The organism is Magnetospirillum sp. SS-4, from assembly GCF_902729425.1.
Lineage (GTDB): Bacteria > Pseudomonadota > Alphaproteobacteria > Rhodospirillales > Magnetospirillaceae > Phaeospirillum.
In genome coordinates this window covers 21,110-46,921 of sequence record NZ_CACVCH010000042.1, presented here as the reverse complement: position 1 = coordinate 46,921, position 25,812 = coordinate 21,110, and the positions used below count along the sequence as shown (strand labels likewise).

The 25,812-nt window shown below is 67.6% G+C and carries 21 protein-coding genes; 17 read left to right on the top strand and 4 right to left on the bottom strand.

Going from position 1 to position 25,812, the window contains the following annotated elements; all coding sequences use genetic code 11:
- Nucleotides 1-7: 7 nt before the first annotated feature.
- Nucleotides 8-922 carry an ADP-ribosyl-[dinitrogen reductase] hydrolase gene (gene draG / locus MTBSS4_RS05430; protein WP_173982381.1) on the top strand — a complete coding sequence of 305 codons (915 nt, stop codon included), beginning with the start codon at nucleotides 8-10 and terminating at the stop codon, nucleotides 920-922.
- A gap of 55 nt (nucleotides 923-977) precedes the next feature.
- Here draG and MTBSS4_RS05425 read toward each other — a convergent pair whose 3' ends face one another.
- Entirely contained in the window at nucleotides 978-2,180 is a 1,203-nt protein-coding gene (locus MTBSS4_RS05425; protein ID WP_173982380.1) for a pyridoxal phosphate-dependent aminotransferase, read from the bottom strand.
- Between the two features lie 136 nt (nucleotides 2,181-2,316).
- Between MTBSS4_RS05425 and MTBSS4_RS05420 the strand changes: the two genes are divergently transcribed.
- From MTBSS4_RS05420 to guaB, 12 genes are all read left to right on the top strand, one after another.
- Nucleotides 2,317-3,321, top strand: coding sequence for a glycosyltransferase family 9 protein (locus MTBSS4_RS05420; protein WP_173982379.1), 1,005 nt, complete (start codon nucleotides 2,317-2,319; stop codon nucleotides 3,319-3,321).
- Entirely contained in the window at nucleotides 3,318-4,583 is a 1,266-nt protein-coding gene (locus MTBSS4_RS05415; protein ID WP_173982378.1) for a nucleotide sugar dehydrogenase, read from the top strand. The genes MTBSS4_RS05420 and MTBSS4_RS05415 overlap by 4 nt, the downstream gene beginning before the upstream one ends.
- 77 nt (nucleotides 4,584-4,660) lie before the next feature.
- Nucleotides 4,661-5,659 (top strand): tryptophan--tRNA ligase, encoded by a 999-nt coding sequence (gene trpS / locus MTBSS4_RS05410; protein WP_173982377.1) that lies wholly within the window; start codon nucleotides 4,661-4,663, stop codon nucleotides 5,657-5,659.
- The gene (locus tag MTBSS4_RS05405) at nucleotides 5,656-6,651 is read left to right on the top strand and encodes a DUF2333 domain-containing protein (protein WP_254432392.1); all 996 of its coding nucleotides are present in this window, start codon (nucleotides 5,656-5,658) and stop codon (nucleotides 6,649-6,651) included. The genes trpS and MTBSS4_RS05405 overlap by 4 nt, the downstream gene beginning before the upstream one ends.
- 94 nt (nucleotides 6,652-6,745) lie before the next feature.
- Entirely contained in the window at nucleotides 6,746-7,681 is a 936-nt protein-coding gene (locus MTBSS4_RS05400) for a sulfite exporter TauE/SafE family protein (RefSeq protein WP_173982376.1), read from the top strand.
- Nucleotides 7,681-8,448 carry a TIGR02186 family protein gene (locus MTBSS4_RS05395; RefSeq protein WP_173982375.1) on the top strand — a complete coding sequence of 256 codons (768 nt, stop codon included), beginning with the start codon at nucleotides 7,681-7,683 and terminating at the stop codon, nucleotides 8,446-8,448. The genes MTBSS4_RS05400 and MTBSS4_RS05395 overlap by 1 nt, the downstream gene beginning before the upstream one ends.
- Before the next feature lie 11 nt (nucleotides 8,449-8,459).
- On the top strand, nucleotides 8,460-8,927 hold the full coding sequence (locus tag MTBSS4_RS05390) for a universal stress protein (protein WP_173982374.1): 468 nt from the start codon (nucleotides 8,460-8,462) through the stop codon (nucleotides 8,925-8,927).
- Between the two features lie 108 nt (nucleotides 8,928-9,035).
- Nucleotides 9,036-9,584, top strand: a complete 549-nt coding sequence (locus MTBSS4_RS05385) for a NifU family protein (protein ID WP_173982373.1) — start codon at nucleotides 9,036-9,038, stop codon at nucleotides 9,582-9,584.
- A 262-nt stretch (nucleotides 9,585-9,846) separates the two neighbouring features.
- Nucleotides 9,847-10,746, top strand: a complete 900-nt coding sequence (locus MTBSS4_RS05380) for a serine/threonine-protein kinase (RefSeq protein WP_173982372.1) — start codon at nucleotides 9,847-9,849, stop codon at nucleotides 10,744-10,746.
- Entirely contained in the window at nucleotides 10,746-11,498 is a 753-nt protein-coding gene (locus tag MTBSS4_RS05375; protein WP_173982371.1) for an SDR family oxidoreductase, read from the top strand. Before MTBSS4_RS05380 ends, MTBSS4_RS05375 begins: the two co-directional genes overlap by 1 nt.
- A 420-nt stretch (nucleotides 11,499-11,918) precedes the next feature.
- On the top strand, nucleotides 11,919-13,811 hold the full coding sequence (gene uvrC / locus MTBSS4_RS05370; protein ID WP_173982370.1) for an excinuclease ABC subunit UvrC: 1,893 nt from the start codon (nucleotides 11,919-11,921) through the stop codon (nucleotides 13,809-13,811).
- A gap of 97 nt (nucleotides 13,812-13,908) precedes the next feature.
- Nucleotides 13,909-15,369 (top strand): IMP dehydrogenase, encoded by a 1,461-nt coding sequence (gene guaB / locus MTBSS4_RS05365; protein ID WP_173982369.1) that lies wholly within the window; start codon nucleotides 13,909-13,911, stop codon nucleotides 15,367-15,369.
- Between the two features lie 17 nt (nucleotides 15,370-15,386).
- Here guaB and MTBSS4_RS05360 read toward each other — a convergent pair whose 3' ends face one another.
- Both MTBSS4_RS05360 and MTBSS4_RS05355 read right to left on the bottom strand, forming a co-directional pair.
- The gene (locus tag MTBSS4_RS05360; RefSeq protein WP_173982368.1) at nucleotides 15,387-16,622 is read right to left on the bottom strand and encodes a SpoIIE family protein phosphatase; all 1,236 of its coding nucleotides are present in this window, start codon (nucleotides 16,620-16,622) and stop codon (nucleotides 15,387-15,389) included.
- A gap of 9 nt (nucleotides 16,623-16,631) precedes the next feature.
- The gene (locus tag MTBSS4_RS05355) at nucleotides 16,632-17,021 is read right to left on the bottom strand and encodes a two-component system response regulator (RefSeq protein WP_173982367.1); all 390 of its coding nucleotides are present in this window, start codon (nucleotides 17,019-17,021) and stop codon (nucleotides 16,632-16,634) included.
- A 369-nt stretch (nucleotides 17,022-17,390) separates the two neighbouring features.
- On the opposite strand from MTBSS4_RS05355, the gene MTBSS4_RS05350 reads away from it, so the two are divergent.
- Nucleotides 17,391-18,419, top strand: coding sequence for an amino acid ABC transporter substrate-binding protein (locus MTBSS4_RS05350; protein ID WP_173982366.1), 1,029 nt, complete (start codon nucleotides 17,391-17,393; stop codon nucleotides 18,417-18,419).
- A 24-nt stretch (nucleotides 18,420-18,443) separates the two neighbouring features.
- A complete protein-coding gene (locus tag MTBSS4_RS05345) occupies nucleotides 18,444-21,860 on the top strand; it encodes a response regulator (protein ID WP_173982365.1) in 3,417 nt (1,138 codons plus the stop codon).
- Here the strand turns inward: MTBSS4_RS05345 and MTBSS4_RS05340 are convergent.
- Nucleotides 21,815-23,635: a GGDEF domain-containing protein gene (locus MTBSS4_RS05340; protein WP_254432391.1), complete on the bottom strand. Its 1,821-nt coding sequence runs from the start codon at nucleotides 23,633-23,635 to the stop codon at nucleotides 21,815-21,817. The two genes, MTBSS4_RS05345 and MTBSS4_RS05340, sit on opposite strands and share 46 nt — an antisense overlap.
- 177 nt (nucleotides 23,636-23,812) lie before the next feature.
- Here MTBSS4_RS05340 and MTBSS4_RS05335 point away from each other — a divergent pair, with 177 nt between their 5' ends.
- Nucleotides 23,813-25,486, top strand: coding sequence for a SpoIIE family protein phosphatase (locus tag MTBSS4_RS05335; protein WP_173982364.1), 1,674 nt, complete (start codon nucleotides 23,813-23,815; stop codon nucleotides 25,484-25,486).
- Nucleotides 25,483-25,809, top strand: a complete 327-nt coding sequence (locus tag MTBSS4_RS05330) for an STAS domain-containing protein (RefSeq protein WP_173982363.1) — start codon at nucleotides 25,483-25,485, stop codon at nucleotides 25,807-25,809. Before MTBSS4_RS05335 ends, MTBSS4_RS05330 begins: the two co-directional genes overlap by 4 nt.
- Nucleotides 25,810-25,812 lie beyond the last annotated feature (3 nt).

The following is a 25,812-nucleotide window of genomic DNA, read 5'->3' as shown; positions in this document are numbered from 1 at the left end:
AGCCCCCATGAAAATCCCGTTCATCGAACGCCCCGCCGCCCCCAGCGCCCCGACCCTGCTTGACCGGGCGCTGGGGGCCTATGTGGGTTTCGCGGTCGGCGACGCCCTGGGGGCCACCGTCGAATTCATGACCAAGGGCGAAATCCGCGAGAAATACGGCCTGCACCGCAAGATGATCGGCGGCGGCTGGTTGCACCTGGCCCCCGGACAGGTCACCGACGACACCGAGATGGCGCTGTGCCTGGGACGGTCCCTCATCCGCCGGGGCGGCTTCGACGCCGCCGACGTCTGCGACGAATTCGTCGGCTGGCTGAAGAGCGGACCGGTGGATATCGGCAACACCTGCCGGCGCGGCATCCGTCGCTACATCACCAACGGCACGGTCGAGGGCGCCTATTGCGACGGCGACGCCGGCAACGGCGCCGCCATGCGCAACCTGCCGGTGGCCCTGGCCACCCTGGGATTTCCCCGGCGGCTGGAGGACTGGACCCTGGCGCAATGCCACATCACCCATCACCACCCCCTGTCCGACGCCGCCACCCTGGCATTGGGCCGCATGGCGCAGGCGCTGGTGAGCGGGCTGGGAATGAAGGTGGCCCGCGACGAGGCCCGCGCCCTGGTCGAGGCCCACAAATGCTTCAGGTTCGAGACCTTTCGCGGCCAGTCCACCGCCTATGTGGTCGACACCATGCAGACGGTGCTGCACTTCTATTTCCTGACGGATTCGTTCAAGAGCTGCCTGATCGAGGTGGTCAACCAGGGCGGCGACGCCGACACCACCGGCGCCATCGCCGGCATGCTGGCCGGCGCGACCTACGGCATCCAGGACATTCCCGGCGCCTGGCTGGGCAAGCTGGACCGGACGGTGCTGGATGAGATCCGCGCCCAGGTCCCGGCCCTGCTGGCGCTGGAACCGCAATGAAAAAGGGGGGCGCTCCCGGCTGGCGGGAACGCCCCCCCCTTTCGCGTGAAGGCGGCTATTTCAGGCTTTCGCAGAAGCGCTTGATACGCTCGCAGGCCTTGGTCAGCGCCGTCTCGGAGGTGGCGTAGGAGATGCGGAAATAGGGTTCCAGGCCAAAGGCTGCGCCCTGGACCACCGCGACGCCCTCGGCTTCCAGCAGGGCGCCGACGAAATCGGTGTCGGTCTCGATCACCTTGCCGTCGGGCGTGGTCTTGCCGATGGTACCGGCGCAGGACGGATAGACGTAGAAGGCGCCTTCCGGAGTCTTGCAGGTGATGCCGGGGCATTCGTTCAGCATGCGGACCACCAGGTCGCGGCGTCCCTGGAAGACCTTGGCGTTCTTCGGGATGAAATCCTGGGTGCCGTTCAGCGCCTCGACCGCCGCCGCCTGACTGACCGAGGCGGTGTGGGTCACCGACTGCGACTGGATCATGTTGATGGCCTTGATCAGCGGCAGCGGCCCGGCGGCATAGCCGACGCGCCAGCCGGTCATGGCGTAGGCCTTCGACACGCCGTTCATGGTCAGGGTGCGGTCGTACAGCTTGGGCTCGACCTGGGCCGGGGTGGTGAACTCGAAATCGCCGTAGACCAGATGCTCGTACATGTCGTCGGACATGATCCAGACGTGCGGGTGCCGCAGCAGCACGTCGGTCAGCGCCTTCAGCTCGGCGCGGGTATAGGCGGCGCCGGTGGGATTGGACGGCGAGTTCAGCACCAGCCACTTGGTCTTGGGCGTGATCGCCTTTTCCAGGGCGGCGGCCTGAAGCTTGAAGCCGGTTTCCTCCGGGCAGGGCACGAACACCGGCTGGCCTCCGAACATCATGGCGATGTCGGGATAGCTGACCCAGTAGGGGGCGGGAACGATGACCTCGTCGCCGGGATTGATGGTGGCCATGAAGGCGTTGAAGATCACGCCCTTGCCGCCGACGCCGACGGTGACCTGATCCGGGGTGTAGTCCAGCCCGTTCTCGCGCTTGAACTTGGCGGCGATGGCCTTGCGCAGTTCCGGAGTGCCGGCGGGAGCAACATACTTGGTCTGGCCGGAATCGATGGCGGCCTTGGCGACGGCCTTGATGTTGTCGGGCGTGTCGAAATCGGGCTCGCCGGCTCCCAGGCCGATGACGTCGCGACCGGCGGCCTTCAGCTCGGCGGCCTTCTGGGTCACCGCGATGGTCGGGGACGGCTTGATGGCGGAAAGCCTGTCGGCGATGAACGGCATGGATCGATCCTCGGGTTCGGGAAGACAAGGGGTTCAGGGAAAAACGGGGCGTTATAGCCCGGATTTCACGGCCTGTCACGAAGCCAGAACGGCTTTGCTTGTCCGGGGCGGTGAACGGAGGTAAGAGCATGGCCGCATGCGCATCCTGTTCATCACCGCCAGCCGCATCGGCGACGCCGTCCTGTCCACCGGAGTGCTGAGCCATCTGGCCGAGCGCCATCCCTCCGCCCGCTTCACCGTGGCCTGCGGCCAGGCGGCCGCCGGCCTGTTCCGGGCGGCGCCATTCGTCGAGGCGGTGATTCCCATGGTCAAGCGCAAGCGCGCCGGCCATTGGATCGACCTGTGGCGGCGAACCGTCACCCGGCCCTGGAGCATGGTGGTCGACCTGCGCGGCTCGGCCATTGGCTGGCTGCTGCCCACCTTGCGCCGGCGAATCGTCACCTCGTCGTGGGAACCCAGGCACCGGCTGCTCCACCTCGCCTCGGTGCTGGGGCTGGGCGAGGCCATGCCGCCCCGGCTGTGGGCGGGCGAGGCCGAGCGCGAGCGGGCCGGGCACCTGATTCCCGACGGCGGTCCGGTGCTGGCGGTGGGGCCGACCGCCAACTGGGGGGCCAAGCAATGGCCGGGCGGGCGCTTCGCCGAGGTCATCGCCCGCCTGACCGCGCCCGACGGCATCCTGCCCGGCGCCCGCGTCGCCGTGTTCGCCTCCGCCGACGAGCGTGCCAAGGCCCAGCCGGTGCTGGATGCCGTTCCCTCCGGCCGGCTCATCGATCTGGCCGGCGGAATCGACCTCGCCACCGCCTATGCCTGCCTGGAACGCAGCGCCTTCTATCTCGGCAACGATTCCGGCCTGATGCACATGGCCGCCGCCGCCGGCATTCCGACCCTGGGCCTGTTCGGTCCGTCGTCGGAAGTCTTCTACGGACCGTTCGGCCCCCATGCCGCCAGCGTGCGCGGGCCGCGCTCATTCGAAGACATCTGCCACGCCCCCGATTTCGACCACCGCAGCCAGAATTGCATGATGCTGGACCTGGAGGCCGGCCGGGTGGTCGAGGCGGCGCGAAGCCTGTGGACCCGCCGCGCCGGCTGCGCTACATCTGCCCTTCCCCGCGAACCGGTCCCGGAACGGAAAGCCCCATGAAGGACACCACCATCGCCGTCATCGGCCTGGGCTATGTCGGCCTGCCGCTCGCCGTGGCCCTGGCCCGTCATTTTCCCACCATCGGCTTCGACATTTCGCGCCCGCGCATCGAGGAGCTTCACAAGGGCCTCGACCGCACCGACGAGGTCGAGCCCGCCCGCCTGCGCGCCAGCACGCTACGCCTGACCACCGAGATCGAGGACATCGAGGGCGCCGGCCTGTTCGTCGTCACCGTGCCGACCCCGGTGGACGCGGCCAACGAGCCCGACCTGCGGCCGGTGCTGGGCGCCTGCGCCACCGTCGCCCGGGCCATGAAGCCGGGCGCGGTGGTGGTGTTCGAAAGCACCGTCTATCCCGGCGTCACCGAGGATATCTGCGGCCCCGAGCTGGAACGGCTGTCCGGCCTCGTCTGCGGCCGCGACTTCTTCCTGGGCTATTCGCCGGAACGCATCAATCCCGGCGACCGCGAACACACCGTCGAGCGCATCGCCAAGGTCATCGCCGGACAGACCCCCGAGGTCACCGCCCTGCTGGCTCGCGTCTATGGGCGCGTGACGTCGGGCGGCGTGTTTCCGGCCGCCTCCATCAAGGTAGCCGAGGCCGCCAAGGTGATCGAGAACGCCCAGCGCGACATCAACATCGCCTTCATCAACGAGATCACCATCATCTTCCAGAAGCTGGGAATCTCCATCTACGACGTGCTGGAGGCCTCGGCCACCAAGTGGAATTTCCTCAACTTCAAGCCGGGACTGGTGGGCGGTCACTGCATCGGCGTCGATCCGTTCTACCTGGCCCGCTGCGCCCAGGACAACGGCCTCAACCCCGAGATCATCCTGGCCGGGCGGCGGATCAACGACGGCATGGGAGGCTGGATCGCCCGGCAGATTTCCGCCCGCCTGCCCGCCGGGTCGCGGGTGCTGGTGCTGGGGCTCACCTTCAAGGAGAACGTGCCCGACCTGCGCAACAGCAAGGTGGTCGACGTCATCTCCGGCCTCAGGGCCGAGGGACACCACGTCTCGGTGCACGATCCCCTCGCCGACCCGGCCGAGGCGGCCCACGAATATTCCGAAACGCTGATGCCCAGTCTGGACGCCGCCGCCGGCTATGATTGCGTGGTCGGGGCGGTGCCGCATTCCCCCTATCTCGCCTTCTCCCGCGAGACCTTCGAGACCCTGCTGCGCCCCGGCGGCCTGGTGGCCGACGTCAAGGGAATGTGGCGCGGCATGGACATTCCCGACGGCATGGGGCTGTGGCGGCTGTAGCCGCATGTGATTCTTGACGCCGGTCTGCGGCAGGGTATACCTGAGCCCCCTGATTCCCCGCGGAGCGACCGTCAGCCATGAAGCGCATCTTTTCCGGCGTCCAGCCGACCGGAAACCTCCATCTCGGCAATTACCTGGGCGCCATCCGCAACTGGGTCCGCCTGCAATCCGAGTTCGAGTGCATCTTCTGCATCGTCGACATGCACGCCATCACTTTGTGGCAGGACCCCAAGGAGCTGACCCGCAACACCCGCGAAGTGACCGCCGGCATGCTCGCCGCCGGCGTCGACGCCTCGAAGCACATCGTCTTCAACCAGTCGACGGTGCCGGCCCATGCCCAGTTGGCCTGGATCTTCAATTGCGTCGCCCGCATGGGCTGGCTGAACCGCATGACCCAGTTCAAGGACAAGGCGGGCAAGCACAAGGAGAACGCCTCGGTCGGCCTGTTCGCCTATCCCAACCTGATGAGCGCCGACATCCTGGCCTACCGCGCCACCCATGTGCCGGTGGGCGAGGACCAGAAGCAGCATCTGGAACTGGCCCGCGACACCGCCCAGAAGTTCAACAACGATTTCGGGGTCGAGTTCTTCCCGCAGCCCGAGCCGCTGATCTTCGGCGCCGCCGCCCGCATCATGAGCCTGCGCGACGGCACCAAGAAAATGAGCAAGTCCGACGAATCCGACTATTCGCGCATCAACATGACCGACGATGCCGACACCATCGCGCTGAAGATCCGCAAGGCCAAGACCGACCTGGAGCCGCTGCCCGCCACCCTGGACGGGCTGGAGGGCCGCCCCGAGGCCTCCAACCTGCTGGGCATCTACGCCGCCCTGTCGGACATGGAGAAGGCGGACGTGGCCGCCCGCTTCGCCGGCCGGCAGTTCTCGGAGTTCAAGAAGGATCTGGTCGATCTGGCGGTGTCGGTGCTGGGGCCGATCAACGCCGAGATGAAGCGGCTGATGGACGACCCCGCCCATATCGATTCCGTACTGCGCTCGGGCGCCGAACGGGCCGATGCCATCGCCCGCCCCATCATCGCCGAGGTCTACGACATCGTCGGGTTCCTGAAGCCGTGATCGGACGGCTTGCCACCACCGCCCGTATCGCCGTCGTCGGCCTGTTCAAGGTGGCGATGGGAATGCTGCGCCACCCGTCGCGGCGCGCCGTGCTGTGGGCGGCCGCGGTGGCGGTGGCACTGGGCTTTCCGGTCGCCATGACGGTGATCAGCCGCATCGACGACACCCCTGATTTCGCCCCCGCCCAGGTGGCCGCCGGCCGGTCACGGGCGGTGGCGGTCTCCGCCGCCCTGATCGGCCGCGAACTGGACGTCAGCCGCTGGCGGGCCAACGACCCCTTTTTCCTGCCCGGCGGCTGGCTGCGCGACATGCCGGCCTTCCAACTGGGACTGGTGGGAACCCTGGCCCGCGTCACCGCCGCCATGGCCGGCGAGAGGGGATTGGGATTCGGCCCCAACGGCCCCGATGTCGACCTGCACAACGCCGCCGGCCTGCTGAAATATCCCGGCACGGTGTGGAAGTTCGACACCCGAACCTCGTGGCTGCCGACCGCCTCGGCGGAAAAGCAGTACCGCAACGCCCAGCGGTCGCTGGATCGCTACAGCGACCGCCTGGTCTCCGGCGGCGCCACCATCGACCTGCGCGCCGAAACGCTGGCGGCGGTGCTGGAAACCATGCTGCGCGACATCGACGACGCCACCGCCGCCATCGACCACCACCTGGCGGCGGCCGGGCCGGCGATGCTGCCCGATTTCGCCGCGGGAACGGTGTTTTACGGCAACAAGGGCCGGCTTTACGCCCAATCCATCGTGGCGCGTGAACTGGGCCGCGATTTCGAGGCGGTCCTGGCCGAACGCCGCCTGACGGAATCCTGGACCCGCATGGTCGGGCATCTGGCCGTCGCCGCCAGCCTGCGCCCCCGCGTCGTCTGGGCCGGCGCCCCCGATTCCAGCCTGATTCCCAGCCCGTTGACCGCCCAGGGCTACATGGCGCTCAAGGCGAGGATGCAGGGCGCCGAGGTGCTGGCGGCCTTAAATATTAGAAAACCATAAGATTGCTATTGCCTTCCGTCCCGGTTGGAGCGAAAACCGGGAGTGTTCACCGGCGCACGGTCAGAATGCCGGGAACCAGGGGAGAACGGAAGGCATGCAGATTTACCTTCCCATCGCCGAGATGTCGGTCAACGTCTTTCTGATCCTGGGATTGGGCGGCGGCGTCGGCTTCATGTCCGGCCTGTTCGGCGTCGGCGGCGGCTTTCTGATGACGCCGCTGCTGATATTCCTGGGCATTCCCCCCACCGTGGCGGTGGGAACCGAGGCCAACCAGATCGTCGCCTCGTCGGTATCGGGCGTACTGGCCCATTGGCGGCGCGGCAACGTCGACATCAAGATGGGGCTGATCCTGACGGCAGGCGGCTTCGTCGGCTCGACCCTGGGCGTCTATCTGTTCCGCATACTGCGCAATCTGGGCCAGATCGACCTGGTGATCTCGCTCTGCTACATCGTGTTTCTCGGCATCATCGGCGCGCTGATGCTGGTGGAAAGCCTCCAAGCGCTGCGCAGCAGCCGCAAGCACGCCGCCGGCGGCACCACCGCCCCCCGGCGCAAGCTGCACCAACATTCCTGGCTGCACGGCCTGCCGTTCAAGATGCGGTTCCGTCGCTCCAAGCTCTATATCAGCGCCTTGCTGCCCGCCCTGATCGGCCTGTTCGTCGGCATCCTGGCCGCCATCATGGGCGTCGGCGGCGGCTTCGTCATGGTGCCGGCCATGATCTACCTGCTGGGCATGCCGACCGCCGTGGTGGTGGGAACCTCGCTGTTCCAGATCATCTTCGTGACCGCCAACGCCACCTTCCTGCAATCGACCATGAACCACACCGTCGACGTGGTGCTGGCGCTGCTGCTGCTGGCCGGGGGCGTGATCGGCGCCCAGATCGGCGCCCGCTTCGGGGTCAAGCTGAAGGGCGAGCAGCTGCGTTCGCTGCTGGCGCTGATGGTGCTCGGCGTCTGCGCCAAGCTGCTGTTCGACATGGTCATGGTCCCGAACGAGCTGTTCGCCATCGGCGCGGGAGGGAAGCACTGATGCGTCGCCGCTTCGCCCTTGCCCTGCTCCTCGTCCTGCTGGCCGTCCTGCCGGCGGCGGCACCTTCCCGCGCCGCCGAGCCGCTGGTGGCCGACCTATCCAAGCATCTGGTGGCCATCACCACCGGTTTCGCCGGCACCGACGTCCTGCTGTTCGGCGCCATCGAGGAGACCGGCGGCGTCAATGCCGGCGACGTGGTGGTGGTGGTGCGCGGTCCCAACCGGGCCGAGGTTCTGCGGCGCAAGGCGCGGACCGGCGGCATCTGGATCAATTCCGGCATCGCCAAGGTGGATTCGGCCCCGTCGTTCTACCGGGTGGCCTCGACCCGGCCGCTGGATCAGGTGGCGCCGAAATCGGTGCTGGACCGCCACCAGATCGGCCTCGACCATCTGAAGCTCGACATCCGGGTCAAGGATGCCGACGCCGACCTGGCCGAATACCGCAAGGCGTTGTTCCGCCTCAACCAGAAGCGCGGCCTGTACGGGACCGAGACCCTCAGGATCGGCATGCTGAGCCAGCGCCTGTTCCGCACCGACGTCCATTTTCCCGCCAACGTGCCGGTGGGGACCTACATGGTCGAGGTCTACCTGCTGGTGGACGGCCAGGTGGTCAGCGCCCAGACCACGCCGCTGGTGGTCAGCAAGATCGGCGTCGGCGCCGACTTATACGATTTCGCCCACCAGCAGGCCGCAGCTTACGGTATCATCGCCATCCTGTTGGCCGCGGCCGCCGGTTGGCTGGCCGCCGTCGCGTTCAAGAAGGCCTGAGGAGGTTTTCCATGCCGTCCAGCCGCGTCTTCCTGGTCGTGGTCGACAATTCCCCGGAATTACGGGCCGCGTTGCGTTTCGCCTGCCGCAGGGCCAGGGCCTCCGACGGTCAGGTGGCGCTGCTGCGCGTCATCGAGCCGGCCGAGTACCAGCACTTCGCCTCCATCGGCAACCTGATGCGCGAAGAGGCGCGTCAGGAGGCCGAGACCCTGCTGAACCGCCTGGCCGGCGACGTCAACGCGGTGTCCGGCCACCTGCCGGTCCTGCATGTGCGCGAAGGCGAACCCCGCGAGGAGTTGCTGGCGGTGATCGCCGAGGAACCGTCGATCTCGGTGCTGGTGCTGGCCGCCGATCCCGGTTCGAAGGGACCGGGGCCGCTGGTCACCGCGCTGACCGGCAAGTACATGGGCAAGCTCCGCATTCCCGTCACCATCGTGCCGGGCAACCTGACCGACGAGCAGATCGACCAGATCACCTGAGATGTCAGGTCCGCCCCATTGTGCGGCGTGCTCGTCCCTCCTCCTTGACTCGCGGGGGGGGGAACGCCATTTAATCAAGGCAGTTCAGCGCCGAGCATAAGGACCACCATGTTCATCCAGACCGAACCCACGCCCAACCCCGCCACCCTCAAGTTCCTGCCGGGAACCGTGGTCATGGGACAGGGCACCGCCGATTTCGCCGATTCCTCCCGCGCCGACCGGTCGCCCCTGGCCACCCGGCTGTTTGCGGTCGACGGCGTGTCCAGCGTGTTCCTGGGAACCGACTTCATCACCGTCGCCAAGGCCGATTCCGCCGACTGGCAGGTGGTCAAGCCCCAGATCCTGGCCGCCATCATGGAACATTTCTCGTCGGGCCAGCCCGTGATCAACGAGGGCGCCGAGGATGCCGCCAGCGGCGTCGACGACGACGGCATCGTCATGCAGATCAAGGAATTGCTGGACACCCGCGTCCGCCCCGCCGTCGCCCAGGACGGCGGCGACATCATCTTCCGCGCCTTCGAGGACGGCATCGTCTACCTCCACCTCCAGGGCGCCTGTTCCGGCTGCCCCAGTTCCAGCGCCACGCTGAAGCACGGCATCGAGAACATGCTGAAATACTACGTTCCCGAAGTGATGGCGGTTCAGGCCGTCGACTGACCGGCACCCCCTCGTTTCGTCCCGAACGCCCTTCCGGCCGTCTCCGGAAGGGCGTTTCTCGTCGTGCCCCGGTACGGCGTGATGCCCCCCTACGCCATAAACGGCATGCGTGCCGCCAGCCGGAACTTGCCCTGGACTGGCAAGTCTGTGATTGTTCATCCGGCGATAATGGGAACCCCAACGCCCTGGACCACAAATCAAGTTGCGAACTTCCGAATCGGGACACTAGACTGACTCCAGAATCGAGGCGGGGCGGGAACTCATGGAACGCATCGGAAAATACGTCGTTCACAAGGCGGTCCTGACATCGGGCTATGCCCGGATATTTCTCTGCCACGACCCCGACTTGCAGGTGCCGGTCGCCATCAAGCTGTTCGACCCCAAACCCGGCGACGACGGCGCCCTCAGCCCGGCGCAGCAACTGACCCGCTTCGTCACCGAGGCCCGCACCCTGGCCGGCTTCGACCATCCCTACATCGTCGGCATCAAGGTGATGGAGCAACTGGGCGACGGCCGCCCCTATTTCGTCATGCCCTACATGGCCGCCCATCTGCCGTTCGAGATCGGCAAGGACGACCCCGCCGCCGCCGACGAACGCGACCGGCCGCGCCGCATGCCGGCGCCCCGCGCCATGGTGGCGCTGAAGCAGATCAGCTCGGCGACTCTGGCACTGCACCGGCGCAACCTGGTTCACCGCTTCATCAAGCCATCCAACATCCTGCTGTCCGCCCCCCAGAACGGGGCGCTGAAGCTGTGCGACTTCAGCATGGTCAAGCTGCCGGAACGCAACCTGCCCATGCCCGACCACTGGATGGGCGGCATCGAATACACCGCGCCCGAACAACGCGACAACGCCACCGCCGTCACCCCCCGCGCCGACGTGTTCTCGCTGGGGGTGCTGGCCTACCGCGTCCTGACCGGGACGCTGCCCGATCTTGCCGCCGGCGCGGCGGAATTGAGCGGTGAGGCGCCGCCCATCCTGATCGACCTGGTCCGCGCCTGCACCGATCCCGATCCGGCCCGGCGCCCGGCCCATGCCGGCGAGGTGCTGAACGCCCTGGAAAAGGTGCCGCCGCCCCGTCCGGTGACGCCAAAGCCGGTGGTTCGCATCATTCAGCCGCGTCGCCGGGTTTCCGCCCCCCCCACCCCTGTCGAGTCCTGATGCCGCTGGCCGCCCTGGTCACCGGCGCCGCCCGGCGCATCGGCCGCGCCGTGGCGCTCGACCTGGCCGAGGCCGGCTACCCCGTCGCGATTCATTACTCCCGCTCGGCCAACGCCGCCCGCCAGGTGGTGGACGAGATCACCGCCCGGGGCGGCCGGGCGGTGGCGTTGCGGGCCGACCTTACCCGCGAGGACGAGGTCGCCGCCCTGGTTCCCGCCGCCACCATGGCCCTGGGGCCGCTGGGGGTGCTGGTCAACAACGCCTCGACCTTCGAGCGGGACGACGCGCTGGGCGCCACCCGGGCGTCGTGGGACCTGCACATGGAGGTCAATCTTCGCGCCCCCTTCGTCCTGATCCAGGCCTTCGCCCGCCAGTTGCCCGAAGCCGCCGAGGGGGTGGCGATCAACCTGCTGGACCAGCGGGTGTGGAACCTGACCCCCCATTTCACCACCTACACCCTATCCAAGGCGGGGCTGTGGACCCTGACCCAGACCCTGGCGCTGGCGCTGGCGCCGCGCATCCGCGTCGTCGCCATCGGCCCGGGTCCGGCCCTGCCCAGCGCCCGTCAGAGCGAAGGGCAGTTCGCCGCCCAGGCGGCCAGCCTGCCATTGACCCGAGGCACCTCGCCCGACGAGATCTGCCGGACCATCCGGTTCCTGCTGGCGACGCCCTCGCTGACCGGCCAGATGATCGCCCTGGACGGCGGACAGCATCTTTGCTGGGCAACCGGAGATCGTCCCCCGGACGAGTAGGTCCCGCCGATGGCGACAATCGGCCGGACGCTTTCGAAACGATTCCGCAACGGCCTTTGCTGCGCCTGGGATGGCCCCGGAAATTCACCGCATACGCAAGTTTTACACAGGCCGCCGAGGCAGGCGAGCTACACTTCAAGATGTCCGCTTGTCCAGACAAAATTGGCCGCGGTTACCAATCGTTTACACTTGACATAAGCTAATGCACTGATATTCAATGATATTACATTGATGCTCAAAATATGGGCAATCCGCTCAAATCCACGGAGAGCCTTGGGGAAACCCCGACTCCCCCAATCTTGCCAACAGACTTATCCACAGGAATCGTGGATATCCCGCGACGCAAGAGGAATTCCTATTCACCGAACGATAATATAACTAGGTCGCCCGTCGTCCCCGCCACCCCCCGATATCGCCGCCATGCCCGAGAATACGGAACAACTACCGGAGCGGGAAAACCCATCCCCCCTCTCCGCCGGCCTGGCCGCCATCGAGGCCATGCTGGCCACCCTGCCCGGAACCCCCGGCGTCTATCGCATGCTGAGCAGCGGCGGCGACGTGCTTTACGTGGGCAAGGCCAAGAACCTGAAGAAGCGGGTGGTCGCCTACACCCGTCCCGACCGCATGCCGCTTCGCATCCAGCGCATGATCGCCGAGACCCGATCCATGGAGGTGGTCACCACCCGCACCGAGGTCGAGGCGCTGCTGCTGGAAGCCGACCTGATCAAGACGCTGGGGCCGCGCTACAACATCTTGCTGAAGGACGACAAGAGCTTTCCCCACATCCTGGTCACCGCCGACCATGACTGGCCGCAAGTACTCAAGCACAGGGGCGCCCGCACCCGCAAGGGCGAGTATTTCGGCCCCTTCGCCTCGGCCGGGGCGGTCAACCAGACCCTGGCGGCGCTGCAACGGGTCTTTCTGCTGCGGTCCTGCTCGGATTCGGTGTTCGCCGCCCGCACCCGCCCCTGCCTGCTGTTCCAGATCAAGCGCTGTTCGGCGCCCTGCGTCGACCGGATCGGCCATGCCGAGTATCTGGCCCTGGTCGAGGGGGCGCGATCGTTCCTGTCGGGGCGCAGCCAGCGCATCCAGCGCGACCTGGCCGCCGCCATGGAAGCCGCCAGCGAAGCCATGGAATACGAGCAGGCGGCGGTATTGCGCGACCGCATCCGGGCGCTGGCCCGCATCCAGGCCCATCAGGACATCAGCGCGGCCGACCTGGAGGAGGCCGACGTGGTGGCGTTGCATCAGGCCGGCGGCGGCGTCTGCGTCCAGGTGTTCTTCTTCCGCGCCGGCGTCAATTACGGCAACCGGGCCTATTTTCCGGTTCACGCCCAGGATGTGGAACCGGCCGAGGTCATGGCCGCCTTCCTGGGGCAGTTCTACGCCGACAAGCGCCCCCCCGCCGAAATCCTGGTCAACGTCGAACCGGCGGAAGCCGCCATCATCGCCCGCGCCCTTTCCGAAAAGGCCGGCCGCAAGGTGACGATCCTGACGCCGAAGCGCGGCGACCGCGCCGGGCTGGTGGAGCATGCCGCCGACAACGCCCGCGAGGCCCTGGGCCGCCGCATGGCGGAAAGCGGCGCCCAGCGCAGGCTGCTGGAGGGGGTGGCGGCCGCCTTCGGCCTGGACGCGCCGCCCGAGCGGATCGAGGTCTACGACAACAGCCATATCCAGGGATCGGACGCGGTGGGCGCCATGATCGTCGCCGGACCGGACGGCCTGATGAAGTCGGCCTACCGCAAGTTCACCATCAAGTCCGGCGATATCGCCCCCGGCGACGATTTCGCCATGATGCGCGAGGTGCTGACCCGGCGCTTCAAGCGCGCCCAGAAGGAAGACCCCGACCAGGACCGGGGCCTATGGCCCGACCTGGCGCTGGTCGACGGCGGCCAGGGCCAGCTCAACGCCGCCCTGGCGGTCCTGGCCGATCTCGGCATCGACGACGTCATGCTGGTGGGGATCGCCAAGGGGCCGGATCGCGATGCCGGCCGCGAGCGTTTCTTCCTGCCGGGGCGGCCGCCCCTGTCGCTGCCGCCCCGCGATCCGGTGCTCTATTTTCTCCAGCGATTGCGCGACGAGGCCCACCGCTTCGCCATCGGAACCCACCGGGCCAAACGCTCCAAGGGGCTGACCCAATCCCTGCTGGACGAGGTTCCCGGCATCGGCGCCCGAAGAAAGAAGGCGCTGCTGCATCATTTCGGCTCGGCCCGCGCCGTCGCCGACGCCGGAATCGCCGATCTGGAAACCGTGGACGGCATCAGCCGCGCCATGGCGCGGAAAATCTTCGACCATTTCCATCCAGAGGGGTAGCCCGGGCACGGAAAGCATGGCGATCAACCCCACCCTTGAGAGCCGCGCCGGGATGTGTATGATGTCGCGCCACACCCCGTTCCCCGTTGGAGGTGGCATGGTCATCAAGGAAGCCCTCACGTTCGACGACGTTCTGCTGGTTCCGGCGGAATCGAGCGTCCTGCCCGCCCAGGCGAGCACCCGCACCCGCCTCACCCGGTCGATCGAACTCGGCATCCCGCTGCTGTCGGCCGCCATGGACACCGTAACCGAAAGCCGCTTGGCCATCGCCCTGGCCCAGCATGGCGGCATCGGCGTGATCCACAAGAATCTGGACATCGCCGCCCAGGCCGCCGAGGTCCGCAAGGTCAAGAAATTCGAATCCGGCATGGTGGTCAATCCGCTGACCATCCACCCCGACCAGCCGCTGGCCGACGCCCTGGCCCTGATGGCCGATTACAAGATTTCCGGCATTCCGGTGGTCGAGCGCGGTTCGGGCAAGCTGGTGGGCATCCTGACCAACCGCGACGTCCGTTTCGCCTCCGACGCCAGCCAGCCGGTCTACCAGCTGATGACCAAGGATCAGTTGGTCACCGTGCGCGAAGGCGTCAGCAAGGACGAGGCCAAGCGGCTTTTGCACCAGCACCGCATCGAGAAATTGCTGGTGGTTGATTCGGAATACCGCTGCATCGGCCTGGTGACGGTGAAGGATATCGAGAAGGCCCAGGCCCACCCCACCGCCGCCAAGGACGAGAAGGGCCGCCTGCGCGTCGCCGCCGCCACCGGAGTCGGCCCCGACGGCTTCGCCCGGGCCATGGCGCTGATCGAGGCCGAGGTCGACGTCATCGTCGTCGACACCGCCCACGGCCATTCCCGCGGCGTCGTCGACGCCATCGCCGAGATCAAGACGGCCTCGCCCGCCGTCCAGGTGGTGGGCGGCAACATCGCCACCCCCGAAGCCGCCAAGGCGCTGATCGGCGCTGGCGCCGACGCGGTCAAGGTCGGCATCGGTCCCGGCACCATCTGCACCACCCGCATGGTGGCCGGCGTCGGGGTGCCGCAGCTTTCCGCCATCATGGAAGTGGCCGAGGTGGCCCACAAGCATGGCGTCATGGTCATCGCCGACGGCGGCATCAAGTATTCCGGCGACCTGTCCAAGGCCATCGCCGCCGGCGCCGATTGCGTGATGATCGGGTCGCTGTTCGCCGGCACCGAGGAAAGCCCCGGCGAGGTGTTCCTGTTCCAGGGCCGTTCGTACAAGTCCTATCGCGGCATGGGCTCCATCGGCGCCATGGCGCGCGGCTCGGCCGACCGCTACTTCCAGTCCGAGGTCAACGACAAGCTGAAGCTGGTGCCGGAAGGCGTCGAGGGCCGGGTTCCCTACAAGGGGCCGGTCAGCACCGTCATCCACCAGCTGATCGGCGGCCTGCGCGCCGGCATGGGCTATACCGGCAACGCCACCATCGAGGAAATGCAGAGCCGCTGCACCTTCCGCCGCATCACCTCGGCCGGCCTGCGCGAAAGCCATGTCCACGACGTGGCCATCACCAAGGAAGCGCCGAACTACAAGACCGATTGATTCCGGCGTCTTGGCGGCTACGGCGTCCCTCCCGGCGGAGACGGGCGGGAAAGGGGTCGGAACGCCAGCAAGGTCATGTCGTCGCGTTGCGGTTCGTCGCCCCGCCATTGCTCCAGGCGGTCTTCCAGACACCGGATCTGCTCCGGCAGGGAAAGGGCGCGACTCCGTTCCAGCTCCGCCGCCAGCCGCCGCCAGCCGAACAGCTGCCGCCGGACGCCGTCGCCGCCCATGTTGTCGGTGACGCCGTCGGTATAGAGATAGAACGCCCCACCCGGCCGCAGCGGAATGGTTCGGGTCGACAGGCCGACCTGGACCGGCGAATCGCCGTATCCCAATCCGATGCGGTCGCCGCGCACCAACTCCACCCCGCCGTCGCCGCCGACCAGGACATGCATGTTGGCGCCGGCGAAGCTCAGCGTCCCCGCCGCCGTGTCGACGACGCAGACGGCGGCGTCGAAGCCGTCGTCGCACGCCTGCGAACGGGGTTCCTGCCGCAAGAGGTCGCGAAAGGCGCGGTTGAGTTCCGCCAGGATCGCCGCCGGTCCGGCATGGCGATGGTCGCGCAGCACCTGCGACAGGCTGGCGGCGGCCACCACCGCCATGAAGGCGCCGGGAACGCCGTGCCCGGTGCAGTCGATCAAGGCGAAAACGCTGGTCCGGCCATCGCTGTCCGCCCAATAGAAATCGCCGCCGACCACGTCGAACGGCCGCCATAGCGCCACGACCTCGGCCATGTGGGCGCGCACCCGCTCCATGTCCGGCAACAGCGCGCCCTGGATGCGGCTGGCGTAGCGGATGCCGGAAGCCACCATGCGGCTGGCTTCCTCCAGGTCCTGGTTGATGCGGCGCAGGCGGGTGCGGGCACGCACCACCTCCAGATGATTGCGGACCCGCACCCGCACCACCGGCGGATTGAACGGCTTTGGGATGTAGTCCACCGCCCCGCATTCCAGGCCGCGAACCTCGGATTCCTTGTCCTCCAGGCTGGTGATGAAGATGACGGGAATATCCGCGGTCAGCGGGTCCGCCTTCAGGCGCCGGCACACTTCGTAGCCGTCCATGCCGGGCATCATGACATCGAGCAGGATAAGGTGCGGCAGGGACGCCGCGGCAAGGTCGAGGGCCTTGGCGGCGTCGGTGGCGAAGGTCACGTCGTGTTCGGGCCGCAGCGTCCCGGACAGAATCAGGATGTTGGCGGGATCGTCGTCCACCACCAGGATCAGCGCCTTGTCGTTGTCCCTCGCCGTTTCCATGAAGCCGCCCTATTCCCGCCGCCGCCACGCCAGTTCCGCCAGCAGCCGGACACGCTGCCGCACCAGGGCCGGCGGAGCCGGCTTGGCAAGAAAATCGTCTGCGCCGCATTCCAGGCCGCGGTCGACGTCGGCGTCGCCGCAGGTGGCCGAAACCAGCATCACCATCACCTTGGCGGTCAGCGGATCGCTCCGCAGCGCCCGGGTGACCTGGAATCCGTCCTGTTCCGGCATCACCACGTCCAGCAGGACGACATCCGGCGGGGCATCCCGGGCCAGTTTCAGCGCCTGCTCTCCCGAACGGGCGAAGCGAACCGGACCCAGGCCGCCGACGGCCGCATGCAGGATCTGGATATTGGCCGGTTCGTCGTCGACGATCAGCATTTGAATCGGATCAGTCATTGTCGCCCTCCCCCACCCGCCGGCAGGTCGTTGTCGGCCGGCATTCCGGACGACTCCGGACAATCCCCCCCCGGCCAATCGAACGCATCGCCCATGCCGGAATATTCCTGGAACGAGGAAGAAGTCATTTGGCTTTATATCGTTGAGGGCTATCCTGCGGAACAGATGTTTTCGAACATGCGGCCAAGGCGGGGATGACGCGGCGAACCGGCATGCTGATCGTTGACGGCTCGGCCAGCGATATCCGGACGCTGGCGGAACCGCTGTCGGACCTGGAGTCTCCGTTCTTCGCCATGTCCGGTTCCGAGGTCTGCCGGGAAATGGCCGCGACCGTGTCGAAATCCAATGCGGAACAGAGGAGCCGGACGAATGCTGAGGGGAAATCGGTGGATATGGGCGCTTGCCGTCGTCGGCTTGATCCTGGGGCTGACCGCCGCCCCGGACCGGGCCGCCGCCGGAACCCTGGACGAGATCAAGGCGCGGGGGGTGGTCCGTTGCGGCGTCAATGAATACGGCCCGGCGTTGACCGCCATGAACGAGAACGGCCAATGGGCCGGATTCTACACCGATTTCTGCCGCGCCTTCGCCGCCGCCACCCTGGGCAACGCCCGCGCGGTCGATTTCATCTCGGTTTCAAGCGTCGACCGTTTCGACGCCCTGCGCCAGAAGGCGGTGGACCTCCTGTCCGAGGCGTCGACCTGGACCCTGGAGCGCGACCTGGGCGGGCTGGCCTTTCCCGCCACCGTCCTGATGGACGGCCAGGGCTTCCTGGTGCAGCGCAACAGCGGCATCGGCGGCCTGGACCAGTTGAAGGGCCGCCGGGTGTGCGTGGTCAACCACGCCACCTCGGTGGGAGGGTTGAAGCGGGTCGACAAGGCAAGGAATCTCGGGCTCAAGATCCAGGAATATTCCTCGATCCAGGGATCGTTCGCCGCCTTCTTCGACCGCCAGTGCGAGGCGGTCAGCACCGACGGAATCATCCTGGCCTCGCTGCGCCAGCAACTGGCCCCCAACCCGGCCGAATACGTCTTCCTGCCCGAGCGCGTCACCCGCGAGCCGCTGTCGCCGGTGGTCCTGAAGGATGACCGCCAGTGGGAGGACGTGGTCCGCTGGACCGTGCTCGCCACCATCGCCGCCGAGGAACTGGGGATCACCTCGGTCAACGTGCGCGGCCACCTCAACAGCTCCGATCCCGAGGTCCGCCGGTTGCTGGGGCTGGAGGGCGACACGGGGGCGCGACTGGGCCTGGAGAAGGACTGGGCGGTGCGCGTCATCGAACAGGTGGGCAATTACGGCGAGATTTACGCCCGCAACCTGACCAAGGTCCTGGGAATCGAGCGCGGCCAGAACGCCCTGTCCGGCAATGGCGGCGTCCTGTGGTCGCCGCCGTTCCGCTGACGCCGTCCGGGGGGAACAATCACCATGCGGTTCGGTTTCGCCTCTCGCCTGACCCTGGGACTGCTGACGGTCGTCGCCATGACGGTCGCCGCCGCCCTGGTGGCCCTGGTCGGCGCCCAGCGCTTCGAACAGGGGTTCAGCCACATCGCCGATACCCAGATGGGCCGGCTGGTCGTCGTCGCCCGTCTGGTCCAGCGCAGCGAGGCCCTGTCGGAAAGCGGCCTCAGCCTGTCCACCGCCGCCGGCCAGTTCGAACTCCGCCGCAAGCGCGAGGTCATCAACGACCAGTTGGCGGTGCTGGGGCGCGCCTTCGACGATCTGGACGAACAAGATGTCAGCGAGACCGCGCGCCGGGAACTGGCCCAGCATCGAGACGCCATGTCGGCCAATCTGGATCAGCTGGTGACGGTGGTCGGCCAGCGCATCGAGATTGAAGAGGCCATGGCCGGGGCCACCCGCCGGCTCGACGTGTTTTCCCAGACCATCGGCCGGATGGGCGGCGAAACCGGCGACGGCGTCCCGTGGGCGCTGGAGCGCGGCATCACCCTGATGAGCCGGGCGCTGAGCATCACCCGCGAGCACGAACTGGACCTCGTCGAGCAGGAAGCGGTCAAGGTGCTGGAATCGGCCGCCGGAACCGCCTTGCCTCCCCGGATCAGGCAGGCGGCCGCCGACCTGCGCCGCATGGCCGAGGGCGAGGGCAGCATCTTCGACCTCCGCCGCCGCTGGCTGGGGGTGGACGGCAGGGTCAAGGGGTTGCTGCGGCGCAACGACAACCTGATGTCGCGCTTTTCGCTGTCGGCCGCCAATCTGTTCGCCGAGTTGGAGCGCGAGACAAGCGCCGACCGGGAATCGTTCTCCCGCTTCATCGCCCGCGACACCGCCCTGCTCTACGCGGTGATGGGCGCGGCCATCCTCGTCGGCCTGCTGGTGGTGCTCTACGTCAACCGCCGCGTCGTCCGCCGCCTGCTGCGGCTGCAAGAGGCCATGGGCAGCCACGCCCGCGGCATCGCCGTACCGATTCCCGCCGAGGGCCGGGACGAAATCACCGACATGGCCCACAGCCTGGGCTATTTCGTCGAGGCCATCCGCCAGCGCGAGGAGGCGCTGTCCCTGGCGCGCGACGAGGCGGACCGGGCCAATCAGGCCAAAAGCGCCTTCCTCGCCAACATGAGCCACGAAATCCGCACGCCGATGAACGCCATCATCGGCCTGTCCGGGCTGGTCCTGCGCACCGGGCTCGACGCCCGCCAGCGCGACTATCTCGTCAAGATCCAGAATGCCTCGCAGACCCTGCTGGGCATCATCAACGACATCCTCGACTTTTCCAAGATCGAGGCCGGGCGCCTGGAATTCGAGGAAATCGAATTCTCGATCACCGACGTGCTCGATGACGTCGCCGCCCTGATCACCCGCCGGGCCGAGGAGAAGGGGCTGGAAATCGTCTTCGCCACCTCGGGCGATCTGCCCCAGCGGGTGATCGGCGACCCCCTGCGACTGTCCCAGGTGATGACCAACCTGTGCACCAACGCCATCAAGTTCACCCATGTGGGCGAGGTGGTGGTCCGGGTCGCCCTGGAGGCCATCGTCGACGGCAAGGCCCGGCTGCTGTTCTCCGTCCGCGACACCGGCATCGGCCTGACCGGGGAACAGGCGGCCCGCCTGTTCGAACCGTTCAGCCAGGCCGACGCCTCGACCACGCGGCAGTTCGGCGGCACCGGCCTGGGTCTCAGCATCTGCCGCCGCTTGGTCGAACTGATGGGCGGACGCATCTGGGTGACCAGCGAGCACGGCAAGGGCAGCACCTTCAGCTTCACCGCCCTTCTCGACATTCCGGCCGGCAGCGCCGCCGCCCCGCCCCGCTGGCAGGACCTGCGCGGAGCCAGGGTCATGGTCGCCGACGACAACGCCACCACCCGCGCCGTCCTGGGGGAAATGCTGCGCAGCCTGGAATGCCAGGTCAGCGAGGCGGAGGACGGTCAGGCCGCCATCGCCGAGATCATGCGGGCCGACGCCGCCGGCGAACCTCCCTACAAGGTGGTGCTGATGGATTGGCGCATGCCGGTGATGGACGGCCTGGAAGCGTCGAAACGCATCAAGGACAGCGATTCCCTCCAGGTCACGCCGGTCATCATCATGGTCACCGCCAGCGACCGCGAGGAGGTGATGGAGCAAGGCGGGGCCGTCTCGGCCATCGACAGCCTGCTGGTCAAGCCGGTCAACCCATCGCTGCTGTTCGACACCATGATGACCCTGGCCGCCGGCGGTCACATCCCTGACCTTTACGCCGAATCGTCGGCCGTCGGCCACGGCCCCGACGATGCCGACCTGGATGCGGTCAACGGCCGCCATGTCCTGCTGGTCGAGGATCACGAGATCAACCAGCAGGTTGCCGCCGAAATTCTCGGCTACTGGAAGGTCGGAGTCGAGGTGGCCAATAACGGCGAGGAAGCGCTGATGGCCCTGGACGCCGCCGGCCCCGACGGCTACGACGCCGTACTGATGGACATCCAGATGCCGGTGATGGACGGTATCGAGGCCACCCGCCGCATCCGCGCCGATGACCGCTTCACCGGCCTGCCCATCGTGGCCATGACCGCCCACGCCCTGGCCGAGGAGCGCGAGCGCTGCCTTGCCGCCGGCATGAACGACCATGTCGCCAAGCCGATCGAACCGGAAACCCTGCTGCGGGTCCTGTCGGCCTGCCTGCGCGACCGCCCGCCAGCCCGGCGAAACGCCGCCCCGGCCGAACCGGCCGCCGCCGCTCCCCTGGCCGAGGCGCTGCCCGCCGCGCTTCCGGGGATCGACACCCAGGCCGGACTGGCGCGGGTGATGGGCAATGCCGGCCTGTACCGCAAGCTGCTGCTGGACTTCCGCCAGCGCTACGGCGGCGGCGCCCTTCGCATGGACGAAGCCATGCGGGCCGGACGCTGGGACGAAGCCGCCGCGCTGGCCCATACCGTCAAGGGCGTGGCGGGGAATATCGGCGCCCAGGCGCTCTACGAGTGCAGCCGGGTCCTGGAAATGGCGCTGAAGATGGAAAAGCGGGACGAGGCGATCCAGGCCAAGGAAGGATTCCTGGCCGAACTGTCCCGCGTCGTCGACGGCCTCGGCGAGTTGGAAACCGCCTCGGCGGCTTCATCCCCGGCCCCCGCGTCCGCCGCCACCGATGCCGGCCTGATCGCCGACGGCCTGCGCCAACTGGCCGAATTGCTGTCGCGCAACGACCTTGGCGCCATGGACAAGGGGCAGGAGGTGGCGGCCATGTTGGCCGGCGACGATGCCGCCGCCTTCGCCGGCGTGAAGGCCGACATCGACGGCCTGAACTTCGACGCCGCCGCCAGAGCACTGCGCGACTTGCCGCTGTTCAAGGCGGCGGCGGGCGGCGGCGGTGATCAGGACGGGGAATCGTCGTCGGCCGGAGTGGCCGACGCCATGTGATCCGGCGAGGTCTTCGCCACCGTCTTCATGGACGAAATCAACCGGCTGATCTCGTCGATGGTGCGCGAACGCCGCCCGGCGGGCAGGTGCACCACCACGGCGCTGACCGTCATCAGGGGAAAGGTGGCGGGATTGCCCAGGCGGTCCTTGCCCGCGATATGGCCGCGCTGGCGGGTCTCGTCGTCGTAGAAGCTCTCGACGTCGCGGCCGAATCCCTCCACCAGATCGCGGCAGATCGTCATGACCGCCTCGGTGTCGGTGGTCCGGAAGCCGGCGAAGAAATCATCGCCGCCGATATGGCCGGCAAAGCCGCCGACGCGGTTGGTGGCGCGCGACAGCGACTCGGCGAACAGCAAGATGGCGCGATCGCCCAGCCGGAATCCGTATTTGTCGTTGAACGGCTTGAAGTTGTCGAAGTCGAAATAGACCATTGAATATGCCTGTTCCGCCGCCTCCAGGGCCCGCGACACCCATTCCAGGATGACGGTGTTGCCGGGCAGCCTGGACAGCGGGTTCTGGTCGCGGGCGGCGGCCAGATTCTTCTCGTTGATCACTCTCAGCAGCGAATGGGCCGACAGGAACCCCACATAGCGGGTGGCGTCGACGATCAGGATGCCCTCGGACCCCTGCACCGCCGAATAGGCCTCCAGGACCTGTTCCGCCTTGCTGTTGATGTCGGCCATGGGACAGCGGACGACGAAATCCTTGAGCGAGCGGCCGAACGCCTTGTTGGCGATCAGTTCCTTGCCGTAGGGAGAGTAGGTGTAATCCTTCAGTTCCTTCTCGCGCACGATGCCGACCGGTTGGCCGGCCTGATCCACCACCGGAAAGAAGGTGGCCGACTTGTCGGCGCGGAAGCGCTCGAACACCGCCTCCATGGTGGAGCCGAGGGGAACCGGCTCCGGCCGGGCGATCTGGTCGGCGATGATGTGATGATCCGACGTCGGCGAGCGCCGCTCGCGACGCGCCAGGTCGGCGATGGCCTCGCTGTACGGCGTCAGTAGCGACACGTCGGTGGCCGGCAACTGCACCAGCCAGCCCTGGACCAGATCGCAGCCGATTTCCTTGCAGGTGAAGAACTCCCGCTCGGTCTCGACGCCCTCGGCCACCACCACCACCCCCAGCAGGTGGGCGATGTTGACGATATGGGCCAGAAACACCTTCTTCTTGGCGTCCTCGGCGATGTCGGCGATGAAGAACCGGTCGATCTTCAGGACGTCGGGCTCGGAAAAGTACAGCAGTTGCAGCCCGGAGAATCCGGTGCCGAAATCGTCGATGGCCAGACGGAAACCCTGGCGCTTGTACTGGCGGAAGATGGCGACGGCGTCGTCGGGCTGGCCCAGGGGATGGCGTTCCGAGATTTCGAAGGTCACCGCCGATTCGGCGATGCCGGCCCGCTCGGCCATGGCCCGCGACAGCCGGGGCAGGGCGCCGCCGGCGTCCAGGGTGCGGTTGTCGATATTGATGAACAGCTTGACCTGGGAATGGTGCGGCAAGGTGGCGAACTTGGCCAGGGCCAGTTCCTGAAGGGCCAGTTCGACCTCGGCCAGGATGCCCATGGCGTGGCAGCCGTCGAGAAAATCGGCGATGGAGGCGAAGCCCAGCCGCTCGGTGCCGCGCAGCAGCGCCTCGTAGCCGTAGCAGGCGCCGGAGTGAATGTTGACGATGGGCTGGAACGCCATGTCGAGTCCCGCCAGGGACTCGCGCCAGCCCCCCACCGTCAGGTCCGCCCCCTGGTGGGGACGCGACATCTCGCCATTCCGGTAGGGTCTCATCACGCCACTCCGTTGCGCCGCACACTCCCCCTTCTTCCCCGGCGGAATTGAGCGTCGGAGCGGGGCGCGGAGTCAACGAGCCCGCGGCCGCGAGGACGTAAATTCACCCGCCTGTAATAATCGCCGCCGACGCCTTATGGATTTGGCAGGGGCTCCGCTTCGGGTCATGATGGGGCCATGACGCAACCGCCGGTCCAGACCTCCGCCTCCGGCCATCTCGACCTGATCATCGAGATGACCAGCGATTTCGCCCAATCGCACGATATCGAGGCCATCTTGCATCTCGGCCTGAAGCGGGTGTGCGAACGGCTGGGGGCCGAGGCCGCCTCGCTGTTCCTGCTGGAACAAGACAGTGGTGACCTGGTCTGCCACGCCTGCATCGGCCCCACCGAGGTCCTGGGGCTGCGGCTGGCGCCGGGGCGCGGCATCGTCTGGCGCTCCATCGACCTCGACACTCCGCAACTGGTGCGCGACGCCCGCTTCGACCCCGATTTCGCGGTGACGGTGGACGAGGCCACCGGCTTCGTCACCCGCTCCATCCTGTGCGCCCCCATGTCGTTCCGCGGCCAGAAGCTGGGCGCCATCGAACTGTTCAACAAGACCGACGGGCAAAGCTTCACCAGCGCCGACGGCCAGTTGCTGCGCGCGCTGGCCATGTCGTCGGCGCTGGCGCTGATCAATACCCGGCTGGTGGCCGGCATGGCCGAACAGGAAGCGTTCCGGCGCGAGATCGCCCTGGCTTCCGAGATTCAGCGGGCGATGCTGCCGCCGCCGCAGCCGGCCGCATCTCCCATTCACGGCGTCAATCTGCCGGCCCGGGGCGTGTCGGGGGACTTCTACGAGATTTTGCCGCTGAGGGACGGCCGCATCGCCTTCGCCATCGGCGACGTGTCCGGCAAGGGCATGAACGCCTCGTTGCTGATGACCAAGACCGCCAGCCTGTTCCGCTGCCTCGCCAAGCGCGAGGACGGGCCGGGCCGGATGCTGGCCGCCATCGATTCCGAACTGCACGAGACCGGGCTGGCCGGCATGTTCGTCACCATGGTGGCCGGCATCCTCGATCCCGCCGCCGGCCGGGTGATCCTGGCCAATGCCGGGCACGAGCCGCCGCTGCTGCGCACCCGGAACGGCGAATACCTGCCGGTCGACGACGGCATGCCGCCCTTGGGAATCGCCCCCGACCTGTTCGCCGACGGCTGTCCCGAAAGCGTGGTCGACCTGGATGGCGGCGCCCTTTACCTGTTCACCGACGGCCTGACCGAGGCCCGCGCCGGCGGCGGCGCCATGGTGGGCGGCGATGGCGCCCGCCGCCTGCTGGACGCCTTCGCCGGCATGCCGGCCGACGAGCGGCTTCAGGCGGTGGTCCGCTCGCTGGACGGCATCGGCAGCCTGCGCGACGACGTCACCTTGATGGTGGTGGAGGATCGCCGCCTCGCCGCCGCCGGCGTGTTCGAGCGCCGCTATTCCGCCCGCCCGGAAAACCTGGCGACCATCCGCGCCGAGGTGACCGAGGTGGCCCGCGAACTGGGCTGTTCCGCCGGACTGGTCCAGGACGTGGTGCTGGCGGTGGACGAGGCCTGCCAGAACGTCATCCGCCACGCCTATCGGGGCGGCGACGGCGACATCGTCGTCCATGTGGGGCGCGAGGACGATCTGCTGGTGATCCGACTTATGGACTTCGCGCCTCCGGTGGAAGTGTCTAAGATCAGGCCGAGGCCGCTGGACGAGGTGCGGCCGGGCGGCCTCGGCATCCACCTGATGCGCTCGGTCATGGATCAGGTGGACTTCCTGCCGCCGCCGGCCGGCATCGGCAACCTGCTGCAAATGGTGAAACGGATCGACACGCCATGAACATCGAGACCCGCGACAGTGACGGAATCATCCTGGTAAGCCTGTCGGGCGAGGTGGATCTCAGCCACAGCGCCGGTCTGCGCAAGCGGCTGATGGAACTGATGTTCGAACGCCGCGACGTGGTGGTCGACCTGTCGGCCGTCACCTACGTGGATTCCTCCGGCATCGCCGGACTGGTCGAGGCCTATCAGATGGCCCGCAAGAACAACACCCGCTTCGTCCTGGCGGCGCTCAGCGATCCGGTGCGCCGGGTGCTGCAACTGGCGCGCCTGGACCGGGTGTTCACCATCACCGATTCGGCCGAGGCCGCGTTGAAAGGCTAGGAA